This is a genomic window from Terriglobus saanensis SP1PR4, from assembly GCF_000179915.2.
GTDB lineage: Bacteria > Acidobacteriota > Terriglobia > Terriglobales > Acidobacteriaceae > Terriglobus > Terriglobus saanensis.
Genome location: NC_014963.1, coordinates 4,548,916 through 4,574,303, shown reverse-complemented (window position 1 = coordinate 4,574,303; position 25,388 = coordinate 4,548,916). Strand labels below are relative to the sequence as shown.

Annotated in this window: 18 protein-coding genes and 1 tRNA gene; 12 read left to right on the top strand and 7 right to left on the bottom strand. The window is 58.6% G+C overall.

Annotated elements, in window-relative coordinates; all coding sequences use genetic code 11:
• Positions 1 to 35 precede the first annotated feature (35 nt).
• Together ACIPR4_RS18920 and ACIPR4_RS18915 are read left to right on the top strand one after the other, a co-directional pair.
• The gene (locus ACIPR4_RS18920; protein WP_013570276.1) at positions 36 to 758 is read left to right on the top strand and encodes an RNA methyltransferase; all 723 of its coding nucleotides are present in this window, start codon (positions 36 to 38) and stop codon (positions 756 to 758) included.
• 24 nt (positions 759 to 782) lie between these two features.
• On the top strand, positions 783 to 2,933 hold the full coding sequence (locus ACIPR4_RS18915) for a S9 family peptidase (RefSeq protein ID WP_013570275.1): 2,151 nt from the start codon (positions 783 to 785) through the stop codon (positions 2,931 to 2,933).
• 163 nt (positions 2,934 to 3,096) lie between these two features.
• Here ACIPR4_RS18915 and ACIPR4_RS18910 read toward each other — a convergent pair whose 3' ends face one another.
• Positions 3,097 to 3,723 carry a hypothetical protein gene (locus ACIPR4_RS18910; protein ID WP_013570274.1) on the bottom strand — a complete coding sequence of 209 codons (627 nt, stop codon included), beginning with the start codon at positions 3,721 to 3,723 and terminating at the stop codon, positions 3,097 to 3,099.
• Positions 3,724 to 3,786: 63 nt separating this feature from the next.
• Positions 3,787 to 5,289: a glycosyltransferase family 39 protein gene (locus tag ACIPR4_RS18905; protein ID WP_013570273.1), complete on the bottom strand. Its 1,503-nt coding sequence runs from the start codon at positions 5,287 to 5,289 to the stop codon at positions 3,787 to 3,789.
• Positions 5,290 to 5,435: 146 nt separating this feature from the next.
• Between ACIPR4_RS18905 and ACIPR4_RS18900 the strand changes: the two genes are divergently transcribed.
• On the top strand, positions 5,436 to 6,542 hold the full coding sequence (locus ACIPR4_RS18900; RefSeq protein ID WP_013570272.1) for an acyltransferase family protein: 1,107 nt from the start codon (positions 5,436 to 5,438) through the stop codon (positions 6,540 to 6,542).
• Positions 6,543 to 6,546: 4 nt separating this feature from the next.
• Here the strand turns inward: ACIPR4_RS18900 and ACIPR4_RS18895 are convergent, their stop codons facing one another.
• Complete coding sequence (locus ACIPR4_RS18895; RefSeq protein ID WP_013570271.1) at positions 6,547 to 7,890, bottom strand: Y-family DNA polymerase; 1,344 nt, start codon at positions 7,888 to 7,890, stop codon at positions 6,547 to 6,549.
• A 74-nt stretch (positions 7,891 to 7,964) separates the two neighbouring features.
• Between ACIPR4_RS18895 and ACIPR4_RS18890 the strand changes: the two genes are divergently transcribed.
• Entirely contained in the window at positions 7,965 to 8,843 is an 879-nt protein-coding gene (locus ACIPR4_RS18890) for a glycosyltransferase family 2 protein (RefSeq protein WP_013570270.1), read from the top strand.
• Positions 8,844 to 9,193: 350 nt separating this feature from the next.
• The gene (locus tag ACIPR4_RS18885; protein WP_013570269.1) at positions 9,194 to 12,700 is read left to right on the top strand and encodes a TonB-dependent receptor; all 3,507 of its coding nucleotides are present in this window, start codon (positions 9,194 to 9,196) and stop codon (positions 12,698 to 12,700) included.
• A 56-nt stretch (positions 12,701 to 12,756) separates the two neighbouring features.
• Here ACIPR4_RS18885 and ACIPR4_RS18880 read toward each other — a convergent pair whose 3' ends face one another.
• Positions 12,757 to 14,076 carry a Gfo/Idh/MocA family protein gene (locus ACIPR4_RS18880; RefSeq protein WP_013570268.1) on the bottom strand — a complete coding sequence of 440 codons (1,320 nt, stop codon included), beginning with the start codon at positions 14,074 to 14,076 and terminating at the stop codon, positions 12,757 to 12,759.
• Positions 14,077 to 14,086: 10 nt separating this feature from the next.
• On the opposite strand from ACIPR4_RS18880, the gene ACIPR4_RS18875 reads away from it, so the two are divergent.
• The 6 genes from ACIPR4_RS18875 to ACIPR4_RS18850 all read left to right on the top strand — a co-directional run bounded on the left by ACIPR4_RS18875 (position 14,087) and on the right by ACIPR4_RS18850 (position 21,907).
• The gene (locus tag ACIPR4_RS18875) at positions 14,087 to 16,768 is read left to right on the top strand and encodes a ribonuclease R family protein (RefSeq protein ID WP_013570267.1); all 2,682 of its coding nucleotides are present in this window, start codon (positions 14,087 to 14,089) and stop codon (positions 16,766 to 16,768) included.
• 64 nt (positions 16,769 to 16,832) lie between these two features.
• Complete coding sequence (locus ACIPR4_RS18870; RefSeq protein WP_013570266.1) at positions 16,833 to 17,105, top strand: oxidative damage protection protein; 273 nt, start codon at positions 16,833 to 16,835, stop codon at positions 17,103 to 17,105.
• 4 nt (positions 17,106 to 17,109) lie between these two features.
• Positions 17,110 to 18,210, top strand: coding sequence for a uroporphyrinogen decarboxylase (hemE, locus tag ACIPR4_RS18865; RefSeq protein WP_013570265.1), 1,101 nt, complete (start codon positions 17,110 to 17,112; stop codon positions 18,208 to 18,210).
• The gene (hemH, locus tag ACIPR4_RS18860; RefSeq protein WP_013570264.1) at positions 18,207 to 19,322 is read left to right on the top strand and encodes a ferrochelatase; all 1,116 of its coding nucleotides are present in this window, start codon (positions 18,207 to 18,209) and stop codon (positions 19,320 to 19,322) included. The genes hemE and hemH overlap by 4 nt, the downstream gene beginning before the upstream one ends.
• Positions 19,322 to 20,701, top strand: a complete 1,380-nt coding sequence (gene hemG / locus ACIPR4_RS18855; RefSeq protein ID WP_013570263.1) for a protoporphyrinogen oxidase — start codon at positions 19,322 to 19,324, stop codon at positions 20,699 to 20,701. The genes hemH and hemG overlap by 1 nt, the downstream gene beginning before the upstream one ends.
• Before the next feature lie 126 nt (positions 20,702 to 20,827).
• Positions 20,828 to 21,907 carry an IS30 family transposase gene (locus tag ACIPR4_RS18850; RefSeq protein ID WP_013570262.1) on the top strand — a complete coding sequence of 360 codons (1,080 nt, stop codon included), beginning with the start codon at positions 20,828 to 20,830 and terminating at the stop codon, positions 21,905 to 21,907.
• A 52-nt stretch (positions 21,908 to 21,959) separates the two neighbouring features.
• Here ACIPR4_RS18850 and ACIPR4_RS18845 read toward each other — a convergent pair whose 3' ends face one another.
• The 3 genes from ACIPR4_RS18845 to ACIPR4_RS18835 form a co-directional block, all read right to left on the bottom strand.
• Positions 21,960 to 23,285 (bottom strand): alpha-L-fucosidase, encoded by a 1,326-nt coding sequence (locus ACIPR4_RS18845; protein ID WP_013570261.1) that lies wholly within the window; start codon positions 23,283 to 23,285, stop codon positions 21,960 to 21,962.
• A gap of 79 nt (positions 23,286 to 23,364) precedes the next feature.
• Positions 23,365 to 23,676, bottom strand: a complete 312-nt coding sequence (locus tag ACIPR4_RS18840) for a hypothetical protein (protein ID WP_013570260.1) — start codon at positions 23,674 to 23,676, stop codon at positions 23,365 to 23,367.
• Positions 23,673 to 25,112, bottom strand: a complete 1,440-nt coding sequence (locus ACIPR4_RS18835; RefSeq protein ID WP_013570259.1) for an adenosine deaminase family protein — start codon at positions 25,110 to 25,112, stop codon at positions 23,673 to 23,675. Before ACIPR4_RS18835 ends, ACIPR4_RS18840 begins: the two co-directional genes overlap by 4 nt.
• 161 nt (positions 25,113 to 25,273) lie before the next feature.
• On the opposite strand from ACIPR4_RS18835, the gene ACIPR4_RS18830 reads away from it, so the two are divergent.
• Positions 25,274 to 25,348 (top strand) — tRNA-Phe (locus ACIPR4_RS18830).
• The last annotated feature ends 40 nt before the right edge of the window (positions 25,349 to 25,388 follow it).

Here is a 25,388-nt window from a genome sequence, read left to right as displayed (position 1 = left end):
CTGCGCTTTGCCTGCCGCTGCATAGAATGGAAGTCATGCAGAGTGAGGCTGGATTGCGCGACCGTGTTGCCGTAGTGCTGGTGGGGGCGCGGAATCCGCTGAATATCGGTGCGGTGGCCCGGGCGATGAGCAACTTCGGCTTCGATGACCTGCGGCTGGTGAATGACTACTCCATTCCGCTCGCCGAGGCGCGAAGTGCGGTGAATGCTTCCCATGTACTGCAGGCAGCGCGGGAGTTTGGGAGCGTGGCCGAGGCCGTTGCCGACTGCCAACTGATCTATGGGACGACGGCCATCGGCGAGCGCAAGCCGGAGCATCCGGTGGATGCCTTGCCCGACGTTCTGGAGCATGTAGGAGCGGACAAGATCGCGATCCTCTTTGGTTCGGAGAAGACGGGCCTTTCGAACGAGGCGCTCTCACACTGCCAGCGGTTGCTGACGATTCCGATGTCTGCGACGAATGTCTCGATGAACCTGGGACAGGCCGCCGCGGTGATTCTGTATGAACTGGTGCGTGGGAATGCGGTGCCGCTGCGGGTTTCGACCGATGCCGCGCCCGCTACGGCGGAGCAGCTTGGGCTGCTGGATGCCGTCTTGCGCGAGGCACTGGAAGAGGCTGACTATATGCAGCGGTTTCCGGGGAATGCTAGCGAGGTCCGGCTGCGCGCTCTGACGCGACGGCTGCAGATGCCGGGGGCGGATGTCCCGATATGGCTCGGATTCTTTCGGCAGTTTTTATGGAAGATCCGAGGGAAGTAGACGTGCTCCGGTAGGATGGCTGCCATGAGGATTTTCCTTCCGAGCACCCTTCTATTTTCGTCGTTACTGCTTGCGCCTGCTCTCCTTGCGCAGGCTCCCGCCGTCACTGCCGCCGACTACGCGCGGGCGGAGTCCATGCTGGAGAGCGGCACGGCTCCCCTTGTGGACCACGCCGTGGACCGCGTGGTCTGGCAGGGAAATGGCGTGGTGACGTGGCGCGAACGGACGGGTGGCAAGTTGTCCAATTTTGCTATGGATGTTGCCACAGGCGCTAAGAGCGAGAAGACTGCGCCAGAGGGTGGAGCCTCGGGACGACGCGGCGGAGAGCGCGATCCTGCGCTTTCCCCCGACGGGAAGAGGGCGGTTTTCATTCGCGACTGGAACCTCTGGGTGCGCGATATCGCGAGTAAGCAGGAGCGGCAGCTTACGCACGATGGTGTGAAGGACTTTGGCTATGCGACGGACAACGCCGGTTGGAAGCACACGGACAAACCTATCGTGGTGTGGTCGCCGGATTCGAAGTCCATTGCGACCTTTCAGCAGGACCAGCGCAATACCGGCGAGATGTACCTGGTGAGTACGGTGGTGGGGCATCCGAAGCTGGAGGCCTGGAAGTATCCGCTGCCGGGCGACAAGGACGTAACGATGATCGAGCGCGTCGTCGTAGATGCTGCGAGTGGAAAGGTCACCCGGCTGAAGATGGCTCCAGACCAGCATCGCAGCTCGTTGTGCGATGACATCTCCTGCTTCGGAGGTTGGGAGGACGTGCAGTGGTCTGAGGATGGGAAGCAGCTTGCGTTCCTTTCGACCTCGCGCGATCACAGGCAGGAGAATCTTCGCATCGCAGACCCTGCAACAGGTGATGTGCGCGAAGTGATGCAGGAGAAGGCAGCCACGTATTTCGAAAGCGGAAATGACAAGGTGAACTGGAAGTATCTTGCGAAGTCGAGCGAGGTGCTGTGGTTCTCCGAGCGCGATAACTGGGGACAGCTTTACCTTTTCGACACCGCGACGGGCAAGCTGAAGAACCAGATCACGCACGGCGAAGGCAATGTGACGCAGGTGCTTCACGTAAACGAAGACACGCGTGTGGTGACCTTCCTGGGCTCGGGCAAGGAACCGGGGCGCGACCCTTACTTCGTTCATCTCTACACGGTGAATCTGGATGGCTCTGGATTGAAGTTGCTCACACCGGAAGATGCGAATCACGCCATTACCCTCGCGCCGGATGGAAGGCATTTTGTGGATGCGTACTCACGCCCGGATGTACCGCAGGTGATCGTGCTGCGCGACAACACTGGAAAGATTATCGCGGAGATCGCGCATACCGATATCACGCGCCTGAAGGCTGCGGGATGGGTGCCGCCGGTGCCGTTTGTGACGAAGGCGCGCGATGGGAAGACGGATCTCTATGGTCTGCTGTTCAAACCGTCGCACTTCGACGCGGCGAAGAAGTATCCGGTGGTGAACTTCATCTATCCTGGACCGCAGACGGGTTCTGTAGGGTCGCGAAGTTTTTCCGCTTCTCGCAGAGACAACCAGGCGCTGGCCGAACTCGGCTTTATTGTCATTGCGTTGGATGGGATGGGAACTCCGTTCCGGTCGAAGAAGTTTCATGATGCGTACTTCAATAATCTTGGCGACAACACGCTGCCCGATCAGATCGCTGCGATCAAGCAGCTTGCGGCGCAGAACGCGTGGATGGACTTGGACCGCGTCGGCATCTGGGGCCACTCCGGTGGCGGCAATGCCACGGCGGATGCGATGTTCCGATATCCGGAGTTTTACAAGGTAGGCATTGCAGAGAGTGGCAATCACGATAACCGCGTCTACGAAGACGACTGGGCGGAGAAGTGGATCGGTCTGCTGGAAGGAAAAAACTACGAGGACCAGGCGAACGAATCGCTGGCGAAGAACCTGCGTGGTCACTTGCTGCTGGCGCATGGCACCATGGATGACAACGTTCCACCGAACAACACGTTACTGGTCGTGGATGCATTGATCAAAGCAAATAAGGACTTCGACCTGATCATGATTCCAAACGTGCATCATGGCTATGCGGATGCGGCGTCGTACATGATGCGGCGGCGTTGGGATTATTTTGTGAAGTATCTGCTCGGAGCGGATGGGCCGCACGAGTATCTGGCGAAGCCCCTTGCTGTTCCGGGACGTTAGTTTCGGCGGGCAGCGCCTTGGTTGTCTCATTCCTCTTTGTCATCCCGTAGCGTAGCGGAGGGATCTGCTGCTTTGACCGAAGCTTACTGATGCATCCGGTTTGTGCGCTCCGCGCCACCCACCCTTTGCGCAATAAGACTGCGCAAAGAATGGGGCACGGGTTCTAGTGAACGATGTTGGCGTCGGGGTCGGAGGCGATGTCGGCTCCGGTGATCTGCCAGCCGTTGGTGGTGAGAGTGAGTTTGTTGGAGCCTGCGACTGCTGTGGCGAGTGCCGTGCGAACGTTGGGGAAGGCGGTCTGCGTCTCCGGATTGGTCGCCCAGTCCGGCGCGCCGGTCAGAGAGTAGTGATACTGCACGGTCGTTACGGCACCGGGCTGATTCGTCGTCGGCGTCCAGGCGTCGATGCTGGTGACCTTGCGATGGCCGTAGCAGAAATTGCCGTAGCCGGGCTGTGTAGCATCGGCAGTCCAGGCGGAGCGGCCCTTGTCCGAGAGGTCGTAGTTATTCACCTGCTTGGACGCGATGATGAGCACCTTCTTCTCGCCCGTGGTGCGCGCAAGCAGGCCCTGGTCTACGAGAGCGTCATAGGTGCGTGTTTTGCTGGCGTCGGAGGTGTCTGCCTGCACGGGGAACTTGATCGGAGTCTCCCACAGGCAGACCGGATGCGCAGAGTAGTAATTATCAATCGCCATGGTGAAGTTGATACGATTGTCATCGGTCTTTTTGCAGCCGGTAACGGCCAGTGCGAGCACGGCGCAGGCGGCGAAGGTACGTGTCTTGGTAAGCATGTTTTGGATCTCCAGCCTCGGTTAGATGCAAAAGCGCGGGAGGATTTGCTTCGGGTATTTTCATCAGCCGAAGTGCTGGTTTTTCTGCCAGACGTCCGGCCAGGCGTAGAGGAGACGACGGCAGACGAGGATGTCGGGGTGGTCCACGGACTCCTCGTTGCGCACGCCGTAGGGGATATGCACGTGGCCCGCGACGGAGCAGCTTTCGAAGTGATGCGCGATCGACGCGTAGCTCTCTCCGACGACGATGACGGTCTCCGGCGGATAGGGGCCGAAGCCGCGGGCGTGGAAGGAGTTGACACCGCTGATCGGGGTAGGCAAGCCATACTGCGGGCCGTAGAGCGAGAGAGCGCCTGCTTCGCCGTAGTTGTCGGCGAGGATACCGAGGCGTGCCAGATCTTCTTTAGGGAGAGTGTCGCGCACATGGGCCACGTCGGCGACGAGTTCCGGCCAGCCGACCTCGTCGGCCATGTCGGAATTATTTTTCATCTGCCAGTTCCAGAGTGCAGACCCGACGGGACCAATGGGAAGATACGCCCACGCCACGACAGCCGCGTCGACAAGCATTGCCGAGAGAACAAGCGCTCGGACGGCGACGCGCAGCGTTTTCGCTCGATCCTGGAGGAAACGCTCAAACGTGACGGCGCCAGCCGCATAGAGTACCGGGTAACCCGGCATCAGGTAGTAGCCGCGTCCTTTGACGAGAGCGAAGAGGACAAGTGGTCCTAGATAGAGCGCCGTGAGGAGCCGAAACCGCGCACTGCGCAGAAGAGCGATAAGGCCTGCCACGGCGAGCGGAAACGCAAAGAGCGTGAACTTGATCTGGTCGGTGAAGTAACCTTTCGCGCGGCCATTGCGTACATCGCGCACGTGGATGAAACTCTCCATCTCCAGCGTGATGAAGTGATGGCGTGCGAGCCAGAGCAGATTGGGCGAGGCCACGATCAGCATGGCAAGTACGCCAAACCAGAACCATCGGCTGCGCAGATGGTGGCGCTGCGACGGGAGCATCGCGAGGGCTGCGACCAGGCTGAGCACAGGAAAGGCGATGGCGTACTTCGAGAGAATACCGAAACCTGCGGCAGCGCCGACGGCGACCCACCAGCGTTGATCTCCGCTGAGCAAAATATGCGCGGTGAAGAGGGCGATCATCGTCCATGCCAGATAGTCGAAGGTGTTGTACTGCAGCACCGAACTGAAGGCGAGCGCGGCGGGCAGGCCCGCGAAGAGTGCGAGCACCTGGGCGGGTTTGCGACCACCGAGTTCGCGTGCAAGAAGGCCGAGGAGCACCAGCGAGAGTGCGTTGACGATCGCTGCGGGCAGGCGGAAGACCTGTGGCGAGATACCGAAGAGCGCGACGGCGAATCTGCCGCAGAAAGCGGTCATCGGAGGATAGGCGACGAAGCCCCATTGAAGATGGCGGGCATCGTCAAGAAACTGCAGTTCGTCCCGATGAAAACCGTAGCCGTTGCCCATGAGGAAATGCACCACGAGAATGAGCGCGGCAAAGGTGCTCAGGAGCGCAGTGTCCGCGCGCAGGGAAGTCGTTGGCTTTCGGAAGGGCATTGTTGTGTGAGCATACGCTGGGTGCTTCCGGCAGTCCTATAAACTAAGACAGTAGCGGAAAAAAAATTCCCTGATGTGGCCTAAGAACGACAATAAATACTGCACTCATGACTTAAGATCGCGTAAAAAGCGAGGTTTTGCACGTTATGAGTCCTCACCCTACACATACTGCCACCTCGAAGCATCTTCCATGGATCGACGCGTGCAAGGGAATCGGAATTCTGCTGGTCGTGCTCGGACATGTGACCGACAGCGGCGGTTTACTGAACCGCTCTATTTATCTGTTTCACATGCCACTCTTCTTCTTCCTGAGCGGATATCTCCACACAGTGCAGGCGGACTTTCGTGACTTCTTTCGCAAAAAAACCATTCATCTCCTGCTTCCCTACGTCTCGTTCCTGATCCTGCTCTATCCGGCAGAGGTCTTCCACGTCCTCAGGCACGGGGCCGATCCGCATATCCTGGGACACCACGCGCTCACGCTGCTTTGGGGCGGTAACCAGATGCAGGGACTCTACGGGGTCTTCTGGTTCCTCACCTGCCTCTTTGCGACCCAGCAAGTGGTCAACTGGCTCCTTGTGCGATGCGGCCTGACCATTGCGCTTGCCGTTGGGTTCTGTGGTCTTCTGTTGAGCTATGCGAACTCCATCTTCTTTCCCTGGTTTGGGCTGCCACTCGATTTGAATGTCTGTGCCGCTGCGATGCCTTTCTTCCTGACCGGTTATCTATGGCGTCGTGCGAAGGTCGAAGCATGGTGGCTCGCTCTTCTCACCGCTGTAGGGGTAGGCTTCGCAGTATGGGAACTCAAGCGGGGAATGCCCCTCTCCTATAACATGCGCGGCGCGGACTATGGCGTTCCCTTCGTCTCGTTTGCGCTCGCTCTCTGCTGCATCTTCTGGGTGGTCAAGGCCAGCCAGCTTCTACGACTCGCGCCGCCAGTTGCAAGATTCGTCGAGCGCTTTGGCGCGGCTTCCATGGGCATCATGTTCATTCACAAAGTTCTGCCTGTTCTTCCGGGATTAGGTGGATTGGTGCCCAGGCATCCGTGGGTGGCCCTCGTCCTGTTTTCCGCGATCTCTTACGGGTTCACGATGCTTCTGCTGCGATTCAGATGGACGCGTGCGCTCTTCATGGGATCTCAAAAAGACTTCGATCTGCTGGTGAGCGGCAAGCAGCAGAGACACGTTCTTTCGACAGAAGTGCCGCCGAATCGATGGGAAAGAGCGCCCGAACCGCAGGAACGGCCCACGTAAATTGCTACATGTAATCCACGCCATACTGGACCGGGATCTGCGTGAACGCAATGCGCGTGGGCGCGGAGTCTCGCGCGGCGAGCATGCCCGCGAAATGTAACGTGGCGTGGCCGTACTTCAGATTCAGTTTGTCCATCGTCGTCGAGAGTTGGCTGCGGTTATTGGGATCGGCAAAGAGTGTAGGCTGTTGCTCATTCTCCGGAATAAGGCGGCCGAGAGCAAGGCCGACGAAGAAGGGCTTCTGGTTGAGCGGACCCATCGGCGATTGTTTCCATAGAGCCTGCAGCGCTTCGAGAATAGAGAGTGTGTCCTGGCAGTGAGGGAAGCGCGCCTCCATGGCCCAGCCCGTATGCGTGATGCCGGAGAGATGCCTCTTGGTCTTGGGGAGAGTAGCGGCCTGTTCTCGCGTAAGAGCGTAGCGGATGGTGAGCGAGAGGGAGGCTGCGGCCATCTTCTCCATGCGCAGACGCATGGTGGCTTTGTGGATCAGCTTGTGCGCGACGGACCATGCACCCTGCGGAGAGCGGTGTTCCGGTGCAAGAACGTGTGAGTGGCCGAGAGACTTCTGAAGATCCGAGGGAATGGGAGCTCCATCGTCGCCAGTGTTATGTCCGCGCAGCCAGTGGAAGAGGCGGTCGCCCCAGACGGAGTTCCAGAGCGCGTGCATGCCGTTGCGGTCGAGCGACAGCAGCTCTTGCATCGTGGTGATGTTTTTCTTCAGGAGCATTTGTTCTGTGCGTGCGCCGACGCCGGGAAGGGCGCGGAGGTCAAGATGCGCGATGGCGCGAGGAAGCTGCGAAGGTAGAAGGCCGATGAGTCCGTCGGGCTTCTGCATGTCGCTGGCTATCTTGGCAAGATAGCGGTTAGGCGCCATGCCGATGGAGCAGCGCAGCGTTTCACCGACGTTGTCCTTGATGGACTGCTTGATGTCCATGGCGATCTGACGCGCGCGAGGCGGCTCCTGTTCGCGGCCGAGAAGTTGGCAGACCATCTCGTCGATGGATGGTGTATGTGCAACGGGGCAGACAAGTTCGACTGCGGCGGAGATGCGATGGGAAAATTCGGCGTACTCGCTATGGTTGCCCTGGACCAGAATGATGTCGGGACAGAGCTTCTTCATTTCGCCGACGCGCGTGCCGGTTTTGATGCCGAGGGCCTTGGCTTCGTAGCTGGCGGCAATGGCGCAGGTGGTGTCACCGAGCGTGGGCACCACGGCGAGCGGCTTGTTGCGGTACTCCTCATGGAGCTGCTGTTCCACCGAGGCGAAAAAGCTGTTCAGGTCGACGTGGAGGTGCGTGAACCGGTCCTCTGCGAAGGGAAGCGCTTCGAGATGGGGATGCGTACTCATTTACCTGCACTGATTGTAGGCCGTATTCGCCTTTGTTTCGCTTTTATTTGTGCGCGAAGTGTATTCTGGAGAGCGTGAATAATGCTGGTCTAGTCTGCTGTGTGGTTGTGAACTGGAACGGCTGGTCGGATACCGTAGCGTGCCTGGAAAGCCTGGCGACGCAGACCTACTCTCCCCTTCAAGTGATCGTGGTGGACAACGGTTCCGAAGACGAATCGGTGGCAAAGATCTGCGCCTCGATCCGGCGGCTGCGGCTGAACGCCCATGTGCTGGAGGCCGGCAAGAACCTCGGCTTTGCCGCCGGGACAAATGTTGGCCTTCGTAAAGCAATGGAGACGGAGCCGGAGTTCTTCTGGCTCCTGAACAATGACACGGTGTGTCCTCCGGATACCTTGGAAAAGCTTGTGCGGAAGTGTGCTCCAGGGGTTGGAGTGGTTGGATCGGTGCTGTATTTCCAACACGATCCGGTGCGCGTGCAGGCCTGGGGAGGCGGGCGCGTCAATACGCTCAGTGGCTACTCGACGCACTTCGATCAACCGCAAGACTTCAAGGAGCCGGATACCTTCGCGACCTTCGCCAGCGTGCTGATTCCGCATGAGGCTTTTGCCCAGATAGGGTTTCTCTGGGAAGGCTACTTTATGTACTTCGACGATGCCGATTACTGTCTCCGCGCGCGGTCGGCAGGTTGGAGCGTTGTGGTGGCTGAAGACACGGCGGTTCTGCATCGCGAAGGCGGAAGCTTACCCGGAGCGCGCACGCCACAGTTGGACCAGATCATTGTGGTGAGTGGGCTTCGTTTTCTGGAAAGGCAAGGCCAGTTTCCCAAATTGGGACAGGGAATCTTCCTGGCAGGCAAAATCCTGAGACGTCTTTTGAGCTTCCGGATACGCTCGTTGCGAGCGGTTACTGCGGGGCTTCGCCAGTACCGAAAAGAGCGGCGAAGCCAGTTCTAGTTCCGATAGCGAACTGGATACGCAATACTCGAAAAAAAGTTCCTTGCGTGGCGTAAAAAGTCTTGACATGGCGCGATACATCCTAGAATCTCTCTTCAATCGTTCAACTCCATAGGCCTTGTGCCTTAAGTCTTCATGGGCCATCTGGCGGCAGAATCACGTATCTCCGTATTTTTTTGCGGCTTTACAGTGTTTTCGCTGAAGGGATTCCTTTGTCTTAATTTCCGCACGGAGTTCCCGCGTGCGCAGGGAAGGTGTGACTCACCAGCATCGAGAACGGCCCAAAGAGGCCGACCGATTTACCCACAACCGTTGGCAAGCAACTTACTTTTTTGAGAGGTCACAGCCTGATGCATACGATATTTACGCACCTCCGCACACTTGCGGTGGGAATGAGCCTGCTGTTAATCGGCACAATGAGCATGAGCGTACTGGCCCAGGAAACAACGGGTGCCATTCAGGGCACGATTACAGATCCTGCGGGCGCCGCAGTCCCAAATGCCAGTGTCGTGGCATCCAGCCCTCAACTTGGCACGCCAGCAAGCGCAACGACCGATTCGCATGGGTTTTATCGTTTAAACGCTTTGCCTCCTGGAACCTACGTCATCACCGTAACGGGGGGCGGAATGAAAGCAAAGGCGACGAACCTTCAATTGAGTGCAGGCGACTTGCCGAACTTGAATCTGAAACTCATTGTTGGCGTGGAGACGGAGATCAATGTAACCGATTCGGTCGCGCTGGTCGATGTAACACAGAGCAAAATTGAAACGGTGATTACAAAGCAGGAGATTGACTCACTGCCGAAGGGGCGGTCTTTTCAATCTTTGCTGACTCTTGCACCTGGCGTTCGTCAGGAGCCATTGCAGAGCCTCGCAACACTGAACGGGGCGACCGCCCCTAATGCTGCGGGTAACGCCAGTGTCGGTGGAGGCAGTTCCCGTGCAAATGGTTTTCAGGTAGACGGCGCGTCTGACGCGGAAAATATTTATCTGGCGGACGGCATCAATATTACGAATATTCAGGGCGGCGGTATCGGGATGAATATCCCGACGGAGTTTTCGAGCGCGGTTTCGGTCAAGAGCGGCGCGATTGACGCGCAATACGGTGGCGCCCTCGGTGGTGTGATCAACGTCAATCCGAATCGCGGTACAAATCGCTGGCATGGCGGCTTGCTCTTGAAGTATCAATCGAGCGCTACGGATGCGAACGATCAGTGCAACTACAGTACGACGTGCTTCCTTCGTCTCGATCCGACGACGTCTTCAAACTCGGCGACGCGTGTGGATGCCACGGCACAGTACTACATTGCCCGCCAGGATCACTATCGCTACGTCGATCCGGGATTCCACGTAGGTGGTCCGTTGTTTAGTGAAAAGGTGCAAATATTTGCCGGGTATCTGCCCGACTTCGCGCGCACGCGCCGTGATGCCGTCTCTACATTCTCTGGGAATGCCGGTGCACATACGTACTACAACGCCGCAGACCAGCACTATGCAGTTTTGCGACTCGATTATGAACCAACCTCGAAGCTCCGCCTCTTCGCAGGTTGGAATTACGATTTCATTCGGGCGGTGGGTCAGCTTCCGAATCCAGACAGTAAGCTCGGTCAGCTTAACTCAAGCGCCAGTACCAACCCTTCCAGCTTCCGAGGGGATGGAGGTTTTGTAAATCCGGTTGCTATCTACTCGTTTGGAGGGGACTATAACATCGGGTCGAAGACACTTATTTCTGCTCGCTATGGCTACCTGTTCAGCAACACCCATACTCTGGGTACGGCTTCCGGTTTGCGCTATTCCTACAGTGGATCCGCTACGCCGACTACAGCCACGTTGAGCGGCGCAACGATCCCAACTGCATTCCAAAACTCAAACGGCTTCTCGAATATTGCCGCGAATCAACCTACGTTTTTCAATACATACACGCGGAAGAGTTTTACGATCGATCTCTCGCAGATCGTGACCGGTTTTGTCGGAACGCATGCGATCAAGGGCGGATACTCTTTCGTCAATACTGGGAATAACGTCAAGATGATCTACGACTATGCTTCGGTGCTGCTGTACTACGGCCAGAGTTATTCTCCCGGCACGAGCCCCACAGCCTGCGACGCGATCATCGCAGCAAACCAGGCCGCATACGGCGTGAGTTCAGCCACAAAGAACTGCCAGGGCAATTATGGTTACGCGATTGTGCGTGACGGAACCGACGTTCTTGGTTCAATCTCCAGCAATGCGCACGGGTTGTACATACAGGATGACTGGTCGGTTGCGCATACTGGCCTGACGATCAATGCGGGAGTTCGCTTCGACCGTGAATATGTTCCGCCCTATGTTGCGGGTGATCCGAGCGTGACCTTCGGCTGGGGCAGCAAGATTGCTCCACGCATCGGTGGAGCTTACGATGTGCTGCATAACGGCAAGCTGAAAGTCTTTGCCAGCTATGGAAAGTACTTCGACATCCTTAAGTTCTCTCTTCCGCAGGGTTCGTTTGGCGGCAACTACTGGCATGATTGTGTCTATACGCTGGATAATCCGAACTTTAATTTAATTCAGCCAACAGCGCCTGCTGGACCAGACGGCTTCCGCCACTCTTGCCCTGTCAGCGGACTTGCTCCGGGCGTAGGTTCGAATCCCGCTACGGATACCTCCGGCGCTGGCGGCAATGTTGGGCGGTTTATCGAAAACCTCGATTATCGGGCTGTGAATAACAGCGCCGACGATCCTGGTGTCGATCCAAATCTTAAGCCTGGTTCGCAGCATGAAATCGAACTGGGTTCGCAATGGGCTATGACGCCGAGCCTATCCTTCAATGCACGATATGTACGGAAGCGGCTCGATAATACGACCGAAGATATGGGTTTGAATGATACCTACGGTTATTACATTGGCAATCCAGGGTCGGCCTATGGAGATCTTCTCCACCGTGCCCTGCCAAACGTTTATCGTGCGGCGGCGAATAATCTCATCCCAAATGCGACCGGCTTCCTGAACCCCACCGGCATCTGCCCACAATGCCCTTCTACACCAAGGGCTATCCGTAACTATGACGCGTTGGAAATCAGGGTAGAGAAGCGCTCTGCAAAGTGGTACGGTACAGCTTTTTATACTTACAGCCGTCTGACGGGTAACTACCCGGGACTTACGTCGACCTTTATTGCCGATGGTTCGGGTGGACGTCATAGCCCTAACAACAATCGCTCTTTTGATATTCCGCAAATGCAATACACCGCATATGGAAAACAATTTGGTGGTTTTCTTCCAACTGACCGTCCTCATGCGCTCACACTCTTCGGTAGTTATCGTCTGAAGACGTTTCTGGGAGAGACCAGTTTTGGCCTGCAGCAGGTAGCGACGTCCGGTTCGCCTGTCTCCACCTGCATGGGGCTTGGTGGTTCAAGCATTAGTGCGTGCCAGTTCGTAGAGGATCAAGGCGGCTTCGTTAATTACTCTCGCGATGCAAGCGGTAACCTTGTGAGCAGCGGCGTAACACATGGCCGACGTACCCCCGCATTTACACAAACAGGGGTCAACCTTTCCCATTACATTCATGCGAGTAAAGAACATGAAAACCGTCTGATCGGTGCTGAGATGAATGCCAATAACCTTTTCAACCAGCATGCCGTAATGGCCTACAACCCAAGTCCCATTACCGCAGCTGCCACGATTACGACGCCGTCGAATGCAGTCAATCCAACGGGCACAGACTACTACACGATGATGACGGGCTTCGACTACACCGCAGTGGCGAATGGAAAACTCTCCAATGCGAATCAGCCGAAGATCCTTTCGAACCAGTACGGTTTACCAAACACCTTCCAGTCCGCGCGCCAAGTCCGCTTCAAGTTGGCGTATCTCTTCTAAAATAACCACCCGGTGCAAAGAGAGGGGAGCCAGTCGTGGCTCCTTCTCTTTGCACGTTAGATCTTTTCGGGAATGGCGGGACCGCGTGTGGGTTTTGCGGGCGGAGCGATCTTCACGGTGCGGCCTGTAGCTGCGGACTTGTAGATTGCTTCGATGATGCGCTGGTCTTGCAGACCTTCTTCGCCGGGGGTGTGCGGTTGGACGTTTTTGCGGACACAGGTCGCGAAGTGGTCCAGCTCAAGGGCGAACTGGTCTTTGTCTTCGATACTGGGTTCGAAGGTGGTATCTTTTTTGTCGTTGCCTTCACCGGTGAGCATGCTGTATCTGACCTTGGAGCCGTGGTAGCCAAAGGCGGGCGACATCTCGGCCCAGGCCTTACTGCCTTCGAGACGAAGCATCGCGGAGCGGTGAACATCGTAGGCGGAGACGCAGGTGGCGATCAGGCCAGAGGGAAAGTGTGCCGTAAAGCTGCAGCGGGCTTCTACTTCAGCGAAGCGTGGGTCATCCTTCGGCTGATGGATCGTGGCGTGTACCTCGTCGGGCTCTTCTCCTGAAAGAAAGCGGGCTGCGTTGAGGCAGTAGATGCCAACGTCCGGTAGCGCGCCGCCACCGGCGAGTGCCTTCTTCAAGCGCCATTGGGTCGGGTCGCCTGTGTTCTGCGAGTTCGTACTCAGGATGGAGTTCAGTCTGCCAAGCTTGCCGTCGGCGACCATCTTCTGGAGATAGCGGTTCATCGGTTCGTACTGCTGGCGATAGGCGATCATCAGCTTCACGTTCGCGCGGTTGCAGGCTTCAATCATTACTTCGCAATCGGCAGCGCTGGTGGCCATCGGCTTTTCGCAGAGGATGTGTTTGCCGATCTTCGCGCCGCGGAGAACGAACTCCTTGTGCATGCCATCTGGCAGGACAATATAGATCGCGTCAACGCCCGGCATCTGAGCCAGGCGTTCGAAGTTGGCGTAGTCCGTAATGTGCGTGTCGGCAATGCCGTATTGCGCGGCCACTTTCTGCGCCTTGGCGCGGTCTCCGGAGACAAGGGCTACGGGCTTGGCATATTTAGAAGTGCCGAAGGCGGGAAGGATCTGGTTAAGCGACAGGCGTCCCAGACCCACGATGGCATAGCCCACGCGCGTGTCTTTAGGAAGGAACGGACCGGGTGCATGTTCCGCCGCTTCCGTCTCACCGTGGATTTGCGAGAGATCAACATAATTTTGTTGCGGAGGAATGGTGGCAGTCGCGGTGCCACCCGTTTCGTTCTGCGCCAATGCGCCTGTAGCCAGCGTGGTTGCGGCTACTGTGCCGGTGGCTGCGCGCAGAAAGCTGCGCCGCGAAAGCGTTTCCGAGGTGTCTGAGGGCGAAAGCTCTTGCTTGTCCATGCGAAGTTTGATGCGCGCAGCGTATTCTGCTTGTGTGTCTGGCCATCCTTATCCGCATACCGACCGCGATGTTTTGCGCCACGTCCAACGGGCCCCCGGTGGGCGAGCCGGTTATAAGCAGCTGGTGCGCGAACTGGGCATGGGCGGCGGACGCGAGCGACGTCTTCTTCTGGAACAACTGGCGCGGATGACGGCGCGTGGCGCGCTGGTGAAGGTGGACCGCGACATGTGGTCGCTTCCCGACGCAGCTACGGAACGCGTAAAGAGCGATACGGGACGCCGTGGTGACGCTGCTCTGCGCGGACGTTCCGCGACGCGCGAAAACCTTGTGGCGGGAAAGCTCGATCTCCATCGCGACGGTTTTGGCTTCGTGCGCACGAAAGACAGTGGCGGCGATCTCTTTATTCCTCCTAACGAATTGAACAGTGCGATGCAGGGCGACGAAGTCCTGGTGGACGAGGCTCCACCGACGCACGACGGCCGCAGGTCTGGCCGCATCGTTCGCGTGCTGACACGCAAGAACCCTACCGTCGTCGGCATCTTTCATGTTGCGCGCGGCGGGCGCTATGGCGATCCTCTTCTGCGTGGAAATTATGTGAAGCCACTGGACGAGCGCATGTCGCAGCCGGTGCTGATTCCTCCTGGGGCGGAGGTTGTGCGTGCCGGTGTGAGCACGGACCGCGTCCTGGGCGACGAGGCTCGCGCCCAGCAGCGCGCTCTTCCCATAGGCGAGGTGCTTACTGCGGAAGAGATGGACGGCCTTGCAGTCGATGTGGAGATCACGGACTTTCCGGGTGTTGCGCGTCCGGCGAAGGGGCGCATCATTGAAGTGCTGGGCGATGCCGACGCCTTCGGTGTCGATGTAGAGATTGTGATTCGCAAGCACCATCTGCCGCATACGTTTCCCGCAGAGGTTCTTGCGGAGGCGAAGGATCGCGCCTCCTATAACGTTGCTTCGCTACGCGATGACGAGGTTACGGAGCGGGAAGATTTCCGTGGTCTGCCGATCGTCACCATCGACGGCGAGACGGCGAAGGACTTTGACGACGCCGTGATGGTGCGCGACCTTCCGGATGGAACGTATGAGCTGCAGGTGCACATCGCCGATGTGGCTGAGTATGTGTTGCCCGGAACGGCGCTCGATCTGGAAGCGCGTCTGCGCGGTAACAGTGTCTATTTCCCTGATCGTGCCATTCCCATGCTGCCGCAGGAGCTGTCGACGGGCGAATGCTCTCTACGCCCCGATGAAGATCGTCTCGTACTCTCGTGCATCATGCAGATCGACGCGCGTGGCGAGGTGCTCGGATACCGCGTCTGCGAGGGCATCATCCGCTCTGCGCGCCGCATGACCTACACCAACGTGCAGCGCGTGCTCGACGGCGATCCTGCGGCGCTTGAAGAGTACATGGAGTTCGTGCCGGAGTTTGATCGCATGTATGGTCTTGCGCTCAAGCTGAACGGGAAGCGCAAGCGGCGCGGTTCGATTGATTTCGATCTGCCGGAGCCGGTGATCCAGTTCGATGCGCTCGGCGCGATGACGGGGATCGTCCGTTCGGGGCGCGCGTGGTCTAACCGGTTGATTGAAGAGTTCATGCTTTGCGCGAATGAGTGCGTGGCGCGATGGATCGAGTCGCAGGGTGTGCCGGGCATCTACCGTATTCACGAGATGCCAGACCCCAAGCGCATTGTGGAGTTTGAAGATACCGCCGCAGGATTTGGGTACACGCTCGGCGTCGGTAATCTGCCGGTGAAGAAGATCCAGATGAAGGGCGACCGCCGCGAGCAGCAGAGACGCGGTGCTCGGGGGCAATCCGGTGTGCGGCGCGCGCCGACGCATGAGATCGTGGAGCAGATCAATGTCACGCCGCAGATGTACCAGCGGCTGACAGAGAAGATTGCGGGAAAGCCAGAGGAGCGCATCCTGGCGTACCTCATGCTGCGTTCACTCAAGCAAGCGCGTTATTCGGAGAAGAACGAAGGCCACTTTGCCCTGGCTGCGCCCGCGTATACCCACTTCACATCGCCGATTCGGCGATACCCGGATCTGATCGTGCATCGCATTCTCAAGACGCTTTTGCATGAAGGCGCAGACCCCGAAGGCACGGCGGAGTCTGACGTGACGCCTCCTCAGACGCGTCATACGGAACTTGAGCCGCCGGTTCCGCTCAACGAGATCGCGGCCATCGCGCAGGAGACCAGTGAGAGCGAACGCCGCGCCGCCGATGCGGAGCGCGAGTTGATCGAGTGGAAGAAGATCAAGTTCATGCAGGATCGCGTGGGCGAAGACTTCGACGCGATGATTCTTTCCGCGACGAAGTACGGTCTATTTGTCGAACTGCATGATCTTTATGTAGAAGGCCTTGTACCTCTGCATACGCTCACTGACGACCGCTACACCTTCCGCGAGCAGCAACGCGAGATCTGCGGCGAACACACAGGCAGATGTTACCGGCTGGGGATGAAGGTGCGCGTCCTGCTGGATCGCATCGACCGTTCGCAGCGCAAACTGCAGTTCGCGATTCTTCCTCCGACAGACGAGGAAGTTCCAGTGGAGAAGAAGCGGCCCTTCCGCAGCAAGACCCTGGTCAAAAAAGAGAAGGTGGCGCGAAAAGCCGCTTCGCCGCGCCATTCTTCCCCCGACCGCAGCGGAAAGCCCAAGAAAAAGCCAAAAGGCAAAGGCAAGCGCCGCTAGGTCGGTTTCCACCGCGCGTTCCCATTGTTCGTAACTTATACAATCGAGAGACAGGAGTTCAGCAATGGCGAACATGGTGTTTTGCGCAAAGTACAAGCAGGAGATGGAAGGCCTGGACGAGCCTCCGTTCGATTCGGACTTCGGCCAGAAGATCTACAAGACGGTCTCCAAGAAGGCCTGGGGTGAGTGGATTGAGCGCCAGAAGATGCTGCTGAATGAGTACCGGCTTCAGCCCTGGACGCCACAGGCACAGGAGTTCCTGGTCGAGCAGATGAATGACTTTTTCTACGGCTCTGGCGGCGATGTGCCCAAGGAGTTCGTGGCGCCGACGGCATAATTCCATGTCGATGACACCGCTTGAACTTGGCCGCAAGGCCGCGCAGGAAGAGATCGCCGCGGGCGGCAGCCGCTTTGTGCGCGCCTGTCTGCGCCAACCCGTGGACCGTACGCCGGTGTGGTTCTTACGCCAGGCCGGGCGCTACATGCCGGAGTACATGGCCGTGCGCAAGCATCACTCTCTGCTGGAGATCTGCCGCAACCCTGAGGTTGCATCCGAGGTGACCATCACCGCAGCGGAGCACCTTGGCGTGGACGCTGCGATCATCTTCGCCGATCTGCTGCTGCCCTTTACGCCGATGGGGTTGGACTTTGAGTTTGTGAACGGTGAAGGCCCCGTGGTGCACGCACCGATTCGCACACTGGAGCAGGTGCAGGCTCTCCGTACCGACCGCGCGGAAGAGCTGAGCTACGTGGCGCGCGCGATTGAGAAGGTGGCTGCGCACTTTAGCGCTCCACGCGAAGACGGCGACCAACTTGGCATCATCGGCTTTATCGGCGCACCCTTCACGCTGGCCAGCTACATGATCGAAGGCGCTTCGTCCCGTAACTATATTGAGACGAAGAAGCTGATGTACTCGAATGGCGCTGCCTGGCAGCTGCTCATGCAGAAGCTCATCTCCGTGCTGGTGGAGTACGCGCAGCAGCAGGTAGAAGCGGGCGCAGATGTCATCCAGATCTTCGATAGCTGGGCCGGTGCTCTGTCTGTCAGCGACTATCGGCAGTTTGTTCTTCCCATCACGAAAGAACTTGTTCAGCGTGTGCAGGCCCTCGGTGTCCCAGTGATTTACTTCGGCGTGGATACGGCATCGTTGCTGAAGACGATGCGTGAGACGGGCGCGGATGTTCTTGGTCTCGACTGGCGCGTTCCTCTCGACGAAGGCTGGAAGCTCGCCGGCAGCGGATGCGCGGTGCAAGGGAACCTCGATCCCATCGCTCTCTTTGCTCCGGAAGCTCTTCTGAAGCAGCGCGTGAAGGAAGTGCTTGATGCCGCAGGCAATCGCAACGGACATATCTTCAACCTCGGACACGGCATCGTTCCGGGAACGCCCGTGGAGAACGTCATTAACGTGGCCCGATGGGTGCGGGAGATGAGCGCGCGATGAACCTCTTCTACTTCCTCGTCGGCCTGCTTGTCGGAAAGAAGACCGCGCGCGTGAACGAAAGCGCGGTGCTTCTCCTTGCGCATGGGACACCCGATGTTCTGAGCGAGATGGCGGCGTATCTCAAGCTCGTCACCGGCGGACGCGGGCTACCGCAGCACGTTGTGGAAGAGTTGCAGCATCGTTATGCGGAGATCGGTCTGCGCGAGGAGCCGACTGCGGAAGGTCCGCACCTCACGCGTTGGACACTATTGCAGGCTGCTTTGCTGGAGAAGAAGTTGAAACAGCGCGTGTATGTCGGCATGCGGAACTGGAAGCCGTTTATCGCTGACACCGTTACGCAGATGCAGAAGGATGGCGTGAAGAAGATCACGGCCATCTGCCTCGCTCCGCAGAACTCACGCACCAGTGTCGGTCTCTATCGCCGCGCTCTGATGGATGCGGTCGGCGAGAGTATGCAGGTGGAGTTTCTTGCCGGGTGGGCTGAGCATCCGCTGCTTGCGAGGGCATTTGCGGAGAAGATGCGTTTTGCGCTGGAGCGTGTGCGGTATCAGGCCGCTGGTGGCAAAGTCGCTGTGTTGTTTACGGCGCACGCGGTCCCTTGCCGCACCATCCAGGCTTCGGTGAAGCCCGTGGAGCATCACGGCATGGTGCTGGCCACGCAGCCGGACACTTACGCGATCGAGTGCAAGGCCACGGCAAAGCTTATTGCAAAGCAGTTGCAGGATATTCTCAACGAGCGCGACTGGTACTTCAGCTTTCAGAGCCAGGGCCTGAGCGGAGGACCGTGGATCGGACCGACGGTGGAAGAGACGCTCGCGTCTTTGAAGGCCGAGGGCTACGAGCATGTGGTGTTGCAGCCAGTGGGATTTCTCTGCGACCACGTCGAGATTCTCTACGACATCGATATCGCCTTCCAGCAGACGGCAAAGGAGCTTGGTCTTATGATCTCTCGTGCTGAGAGCCTCAACGATTCGCCTACGCTCATTTCTGCGTTGGAAGATCTAGTGTTCCACGGTGTCTCCGCTGAGAAGCCTCAAGCGGCAGTAAGCAGCAAGGTCGAAGTTCTCACAGTGCTCGCGCCCATCGAAGAGCTAGCCGGGGCGAACGCTTAATGGCCCGCGTAGCGATTGTTGGTGGGGGCATAGCCGGTCTTTCGGCAGCTTACGAACTGACGCAGCGGAAGATCCCATTTATCCTCTACGAAGCTTCCACGCGTCTCGGCGGCATTATTGAGACCACGCGAGAAGAAGGCTTTGTGATGGAGTGCGGCCCGGATGGCTGGGTTTCAGAGAAGCCTTGGGCACGCGAACTCTGTATCGAGCTTGGTCTCGAAGAAGATCTAATCCCCTCCAACGATACCGAACGCGTCACGTACGTCCTGCGCGATGGTACGTTGCATGCGATTCCGTCCGGCATGCGCATGATGGTGCCCACAGACCTCGAAGCTCTGCGCGAGTCAAAGCTCTTCTCTCCTTCTGCGATTGCGGCGTACGAGCAAGAACCGCAGCGCGCGCAGGAGTTGAAGGACTACGCGGAGAGCCATATGGCCGAAGATGAGAGTGTGGCAAGTTTCGTTCGCCGCCACTTTGGCGAAGAGGTTACGCGTACGATTGCCGCGCCGCTTCTCGCGGGCGTCTTCGGCGGCGATGTGGAACGGCTGAGTGCGCAGTCGGTGATGCCGCAGTTTCTGGCGATGGAGCGGACGCACGGATCACTGATTCTTGGGCTGCGCGAAAGAAGCCGGCCAGATGCGAAGGCGATTTTCACAACGCTTCGCAGCGGTCTGGGTACGTTGATCGACGCAATGACCAGCGCTCTGCCCGAAGAAAGTATTCGTCTGCAAAGCTGCGTCGATAAGATCGAACGCGAAGGGGATTTCTGGAAGATATGCGCAGGCGATGCGTCCGAGACCTTCGACGCGATCTTCCTCGCCACGCCGGTGCATCGCACGCGTTCTCTCCTCGCTTCCGTTGATGCAGAGGCTGCGCAGCTGCTGGCGATTGGTGCGAGTTCGGCAGTAATCGTTGGTTTTGGCTTCAACGCTGAACAGGCGAAGTCTTTCAGTGTCCCGCAGGGCTTTGGGTTTCTGGTTCCGCCGGGTGAAGAAGGAAGCGATCTGCTCGCGGCGACCTTCAGCGATCAAAAGTACGCCGGGCGCGTTCCGGAGGATGGACGCGCTCTGCGCGCCTTCTTTGGCGGCAACGCGGGTGAACGTCTGCAGGGGGAGAGCGACGGCTGGCTCATCGCTCTTGCAAAGAAACAGCTGGGCGATGTGCTCGGTTGCGAGCTTCCTGATGCGGCCTTGACCATCGTCCGCCGCTGGCCGCTTTCTCTGCCTCAGTACGAAGTAGGGCACGCGGATCGCATGCGGCGATTGAACGAGCGCCTCAACGTCTTGCCCGGTCTCACGCTGCTGGGGAATGCGTATCGCGGAGTGGGTCTGCCGGATCTGATCCGCGATGGACGTGAGGCGGCAAGGCAGATTTCCTAGAGCTTGGCTCCCCATTCCTTCGCGGCCTTTTGCGAAAGAATGGGGTAAGTTCACCATGAACTTATCCCCGAAAAGCAGGCTGGTGTCAGACTCCAAGTGCAACATTTCTGGATAGGAGTGTTGTATATGGGGAATTGTTATGTTCAGCTGGATGATTTTGAGCGTGTTGTGATTCAGAGTCAGCTTCAGATGGGTTGGAGACCAGCGTCGATCGCCGCCGGTCTGCAGCGTTCGCGATCGACGGTGACGCGGGAGCTGCGCCGCAACGGCTGGAAGCGGCCTTCCGAGAGCAGTGCGCAGAGCCGGCGCTGGGGCAACGGTGGTTATGTTGCGCGGCGGGCGGGACAGCGGGCGCGGCAGGCCCATCGCAAGCCCCGTGTGGAGCGGAAGCTGGTGCCGGGCACGCCGTTGTGGGACCAGATGTGCGTGCATCTTCGCAGACGCTTGAGTCCGTTCCAGATCGCGTCCACACTGTCACGTATGCCCGAGCCTGTGCGCATCTCGCACGAGACCATCTACACCGCGCTGTACGCCATGCCGCGCGGCGAGCTGCGCACGGAGCTGCTGCGCCTTCTGCGACGCAAGCGTCCCCAGCGCGGCACACGCGATCCCAACCGCCACCAGCGGCCCTTCGTGGACGGCATGACCCTGATCGACGAGCGGCCCACCGAGGTGGACGAGCGTCTCGTTCCCGGCCACTGGGAGGGCGACCTCATCAAGGGCAGGATGAACCGCTCCCGCGTCGGCACCCTGGTCGAGCGCACCACGCTCTTCCTCGCCCTGGTCAAGCTCGAGGACGGTCGCGCCGAGACCACCGCCAACGCCTTCGCCACCATCCTCAACCGCTTCCAGAGCCCCATGCGCCTCACCCTCACCTACGACCAGGGAAGGGAGATGGCCCAGCACCGCACCCTCACAGAGAAGTCTGGCGTCAAGGTCTACTTCGCCCATCCCCACAGCCCATGGGAAAGAGGCATCAACGAAAACACCAACGGCCTGGTCCGCGAATACCTCCCCAAGGGACAGGACCTCAGCGTCTACTCCCAGCAGCAACTCGACGAAATCGCCATGCAGCTCAACGCAAGAATCAGAAAATCCCTCGGAAACAAAGCCCCAGCTGAACTCTTCCTACCACAAGGTGACTTCGACTTCGTACACTTCTGGCAAAACCCAGATAAAGTAAAAAACGTTGCACTTGAATCCTGAATCCACCCAGATCCCTTCGCTACGCTACGGGATGACAAGAGAGTCGGACTGACTAAATCCCCACGCCCGCACGTGGTTTCTCTCGCCGCACGTAGTCCGTATCCTGCATCGGAACACCATCACACTCCAGCACAATCGTTGTCACCGGCGTATCCGGCGCATGCTCCGGCAGGCCTGTGAGATGGGTGCGGAAGCCATCCTGCGTGACGGTAACATTGGCTCCGGTCTTCAGAATCTTCGCGGAGAGCACCTTGTTCTTCAGGCCTGAAATGGAGACATCTGTCCCCGGCCAGAAGTGCACGTGCATCTGCAGTTGATTACCACGCCGTGTAAAGCTGGCATACTCCGAACTGCGCGGCTGGCACGTGTCGGGGTTGTGGTAGATGCAGTCGCCGCTGGTCTGCATCCATTTGCCGACCTCGGTGAGAATGCGCACGGACTCTTCCGGAATGGAGCCATCCGTACCGCGCGGCCCGATGTTCAGGAGATAATTACCGCCGTCGCGCGAGCAGGTGATCAGGTTGCGGATGACCGTGCGCGCAGACTTCCAGTTGTCGTCCGCTGCCTGGTAACCCCAGCTATCGTTGAGCGTCATACAGCTTTCCCACGGACGGCCACCCTTCTCTGCCACGATCCTCTGCTCCGGTGTGGAGAAGTCTCCAGGCAGGTCGTTGCGATTGTTCACGATGATCTCGGGTTGTAGCTCGAAGACCATCTTGTTCATCCGCTCGGACTCCCAGCCCTTCGCGTCGAGCGGCCAGTTCACGTCATACCAAAGTACGTCGATCTTGCCGTAGTTCGTCAGCAGCTCGCGGATCAGGCCGTGGGTGTAGTCCACAAAGCGTTTCCGCGCAGCCTCGTCGGTCGCGCACTTCGCGCCGTCGGGATGGTGCCAGTCCATTAGCGAGTAGTAGAAGCCGACGTGCAAGCCTTCGGCACGGCAGGCCTCGACATACTCGCGGATGATGTCGCGCTTCGGCCCCAGATTCACGGCGTTGTAGTTCGTCAGCTTCGTGTCCCAGTTGCAAAAACCTTCGTGGTGCTTCGTTGTCAGCACGACGTACTTCATGCCTGCTGCCTTGGCCAGCTTTGCCCAGGCAGCCGGAGCTCCGGGCTTGGGATGAAAGATCTGCGTGTAGGTCTGGTATTGGACAACGGGGATCGCTTCTTCCTCCATCGCCCATTCGTGACGCGCATGCGCGGAGTAGAGACCGAAGTGGATAAACATACCAAACTTCGCCGCATGCCACCACGCCATGCGGCGCGCCTGGTCTTCCGTGGCCGCGCCGCCGTTCGTGTATTGACCCATGGCCTCTGCCGAAGCCAAAGGCGTTTCAAGTGCAAGGGACGCTGCGGCTGCGCCAGCGCCAAGGAGCATACTGCGACGGGAGATCCTGAGCTCGTTCATACCAGCGGTTGTAGTTGCGCGACGGGTTGCTTGTCAACGCTCGATAGCACTAAAAACCGTAATGGGAAACGTCCGTAAGCTTGAAGCCGAACTTCATAGCCAGTCCCAAAGCAATGGCCAGCACCAGGGCAACGGTTGCGGGGGCAATGCCTCCGCGAAGCCGCTTGCGCAGAGCTTCGATGAGCACGATGACGAGATAGACCACAAAGACCGCGACCAGCCAGTCGGCTTCAAAGGTGCGCTGTTGGGTTGCGGTCTTCCATAGCGTGTGCGACAGGCCGAGGGGATGCCACAGCATGACGGCTGCTCCCACAATCAGGAGAAGAATGGTTTGAGCGAGTGCGGAGAGGACGTGCTTCATTTCCGTTTTGCTCCAGTATTGAAGGTGACTTCAAATGCTTTGACGCGGCGGTCGAACTCCGCAAGAGCAGCAGCCTTGTCGCTTTCGCTCAGGAAGCTGTGCTCGAGCGAGGTTCTCGCCATGGTGCGCAGATCCGTGTACGAAAGATCCTGCTCCAGCGCGCCGCGTAGATACTCGTTCGTAATGTCGCTGCGCGAGACGCCTTCGTCATCGGTAGAAAGCGCCACGGGGACATGGGCCGCACGGTAGCTCGCCAGTGGATGGTTCTTTCCCACAACGCCGAGAATGCCGTCGTTCGAGGTCAGGTTGATCTCCACCATCACATGCTTCGCGGCAAGCTCAGCCAGAAGTCCCTTGGCATCGTCTTCGTACATGACATCCACGCCGTGTCCGATGCGTTCCGCGTGCGCGACTTCTACGGCCTCGCGGATGTGAAAGCGAAGGCCGTCCGGTGGCACCATACCCATGGCGAGCTCGCCCGCATGCAGGGAGATGTGCGCCTTCGGATAGAGCGCGTGGAACTGTCCGACCATCTTCATCTCATCGGAGTACTGGCTCATGGAGGCGAAGGTATCCTCCGGCTGCACGTAGTTCAGGCCGACGACGCGGCTGTCCGTGGAAGCCAGCTCGAAGGCGACGAGTGTCTGAGCGAAGACGGCAGGCATCGGCAGGGCGCGCAGCACCTGAAATAAGTAGCGCACCTGCACCTTGCAGGCCGGTGTGGCTTCGGGGGTGCCGCAGTGTTCGCGCTGGAGACGATCCGCATCGGTCGCGGAGAACTCGTTGCGTGCGGTTTCGACTGCGTCTTTCAATACCTGCGGATCGATGGAGGCCTTTGCGGTTGCGACATCCCCGGTGTAGTTCACCTTGGAGGCGATCCCCAGGATGCGCGAGAGGTCGGGTGTGTTCATGATCTCGACGTACTGCTCGTTCTGCGAGGCAGCGCGCGCGGCCACCTCATCCACCCAGCGGCCGGAGTGGCCGCGCCCTCCAGCGGAGAACTTATCGAAGGTCGCGAAGAACTGGTCGTGTCCACTCGTGCCAGACGTCGGGACGAAGGTACGCATGGAGAAGCTATCGATGAGGGCGTCATAGAGCTTCTGGTCATGCAGCGCAGCGGAGGCGGGGATGAGCCCTTCGCCGCAGACGGGCAGAGGCGGGATAGACCGCGTGCTGCCCTTTGCCGGGGCAAAGGTTATCGTGGTCCGGTCCACGCAGACCATGCTGTGCGCCGCGGCATCGATAAAACTCTCCGCGTAGATCGCTCCTGTGAGATGGATGTGGAGATCGCCACCCTTGGGCATCTGCACCAGAAAAGCACGCAGGGCGGGGGGATTCTTCTTCGCGGCATTGAAGGCGCGTTCAACGGGAGTGGACTGCGCGTGCGCAAAGGCACAAACGATCATGGAAAGGGCGGCGAGACTGCGGAGGCGCATGGAGACTCTTTCTGCTGTAAGGGAACAATGATGGAACGTGGCTAGAATAACGGATTCCTTACGCAGTTTGGCGTGTGGGCTTCCCGTTGCTATACTTGGATTCAGCGCTTTGCGGGGTTGAACTTTGCAAGCAGCTTCCGATTTTGGGCGGACACTCCCAAGGCCAGATAGCTCAGTGGTAGAGCGCGGCCCTGAAAAGGCCGGCGTCGGCGGTTCGATCCCGTCTCTGGCCACCACATTGTAAACAACTTAGCGGCAACCGAAGAGTTAGTGTTT

Bases quoted from the DNA above. Each gene is read 5' to 3' on its own strand.
- ACIPR4_RS18840 (WP_013570260.1), bottom strand. From the start codon at position 23,676: ATGAAGCACGTCCTCTCCGCACTCGCTCAAACCATTCTTCTCCTGATT.
- ACIPR4_RS18920 (WP_013570276.1), top strand. From the start codon at position 36: ATGCAGAGTGAGGCTGGATTGCGCGACCGTGTTGCCGTAGTGCTGGTG.
- ACIPR4_RS18905 (WP_013570273.1), bottom strand. From the start codon at position 5,289: ATGCCCTTCCGAAAGCCAACGACTTCCCTGCGCGCGGACACTGCGCTC.
- hemG (WP_013570263.1), top strand. From the start codon at position 19,322: ATGGCCCGCGTAGCGATTGTTGGTGGGGGCATAGCCGGTCTTTCGGCA.
- ACIPR4_RS18870 (WP_013570266.1), top strand. From the start codon at position 16,833: ATGGCGAACATGGTGTTTTGCGCAAAGTACAAGCAGGAGATGGAAGGC.
- ACIPR4_RS18875 (WP_013570267.1), top strand. From the start codon at position 14,087: ATGCGCGCAGCGTATTCTGCTTGTGTGTCTGGCCATCCTTATCCGCAT.
- hemE (WP_013570265.1), top strand. From the start codon at position 17,110: ATGTCGATGACACCGCTTGAACTTGGCCGCAAGGCCGCGCAGGAAGAG.
- ACIPR4_RS18880 (WP_013570268.1), bottom strand. From the start codon at position 14,076: ATGGACAAGCAAGAGCTTTCGCCCTCAGACACCTCGGAAACGCTTTCG.
- hemH (WP_013570264.1), top strand. From the start codon at position 18,207: ATGAACCTCTTCTACTTCCTCGTCGGCCTGCTTGTCGGAAAGAAGACC.
- ACIPR4_RS18915 (WP_013570275.1), top strand. From the start codon at position 783: ATGAGGATTTTCCTTCCGAGCACCCTTCTATTTTCGTCGTTACTGCTT.
- ACIPR4_RS18835 (WP_013570259.1), bottom strand. From the start codon at position 25,112: ATGCGCCTCCGCAGTCTCGCCGCCCTTTCCATGATCGTTTGTGCCTTT.
- ACIPR4_RS18900 (WP_013570272.1), top strand. From the start codon at position 5,436: ATGAGTCCTCACCCTACACATACTGCCACCTCGAAGCATCTTCCATGG.
- ACIPR4_RS18850 (WP_013570262.1), top strand. From the start codon at position 20,828: ATGGGGAATTGTTATGTTCAGCTGGATGATTTTGAGCGTGTTGTGATT.
- ACIPR4_RS18885 (WP_013570269.1), top strand. From the start codon at position 9,194: ATGCATACGATATTTACGCACCTCCGCACACTTGCGGTGGGAATGAGC.
- ACIPR4_RS18845 (WP_013570261.1), bottom strand. From the start codon at position 23,285: ATGCTCCTTGGCGCTGGCGCAGCCGCAGCGTCCCTTGCACTTGAAACG.
- ACIPR4_RS18910 (WP_013570274.1), bottom strand. From the start codon at position 3,723: ATGCTTACCAAGACACGTACCTTCGCCGCCTGCGCCGTGCTCGCACTG.
- ACIPR4_RS18895 (WP_013570271.1), bottom strand. From the start codon at position 7,890: ATGAGTACGCATCCCCATCTCGAAGCGCTTCCCTTCGCAGAGGACCGG.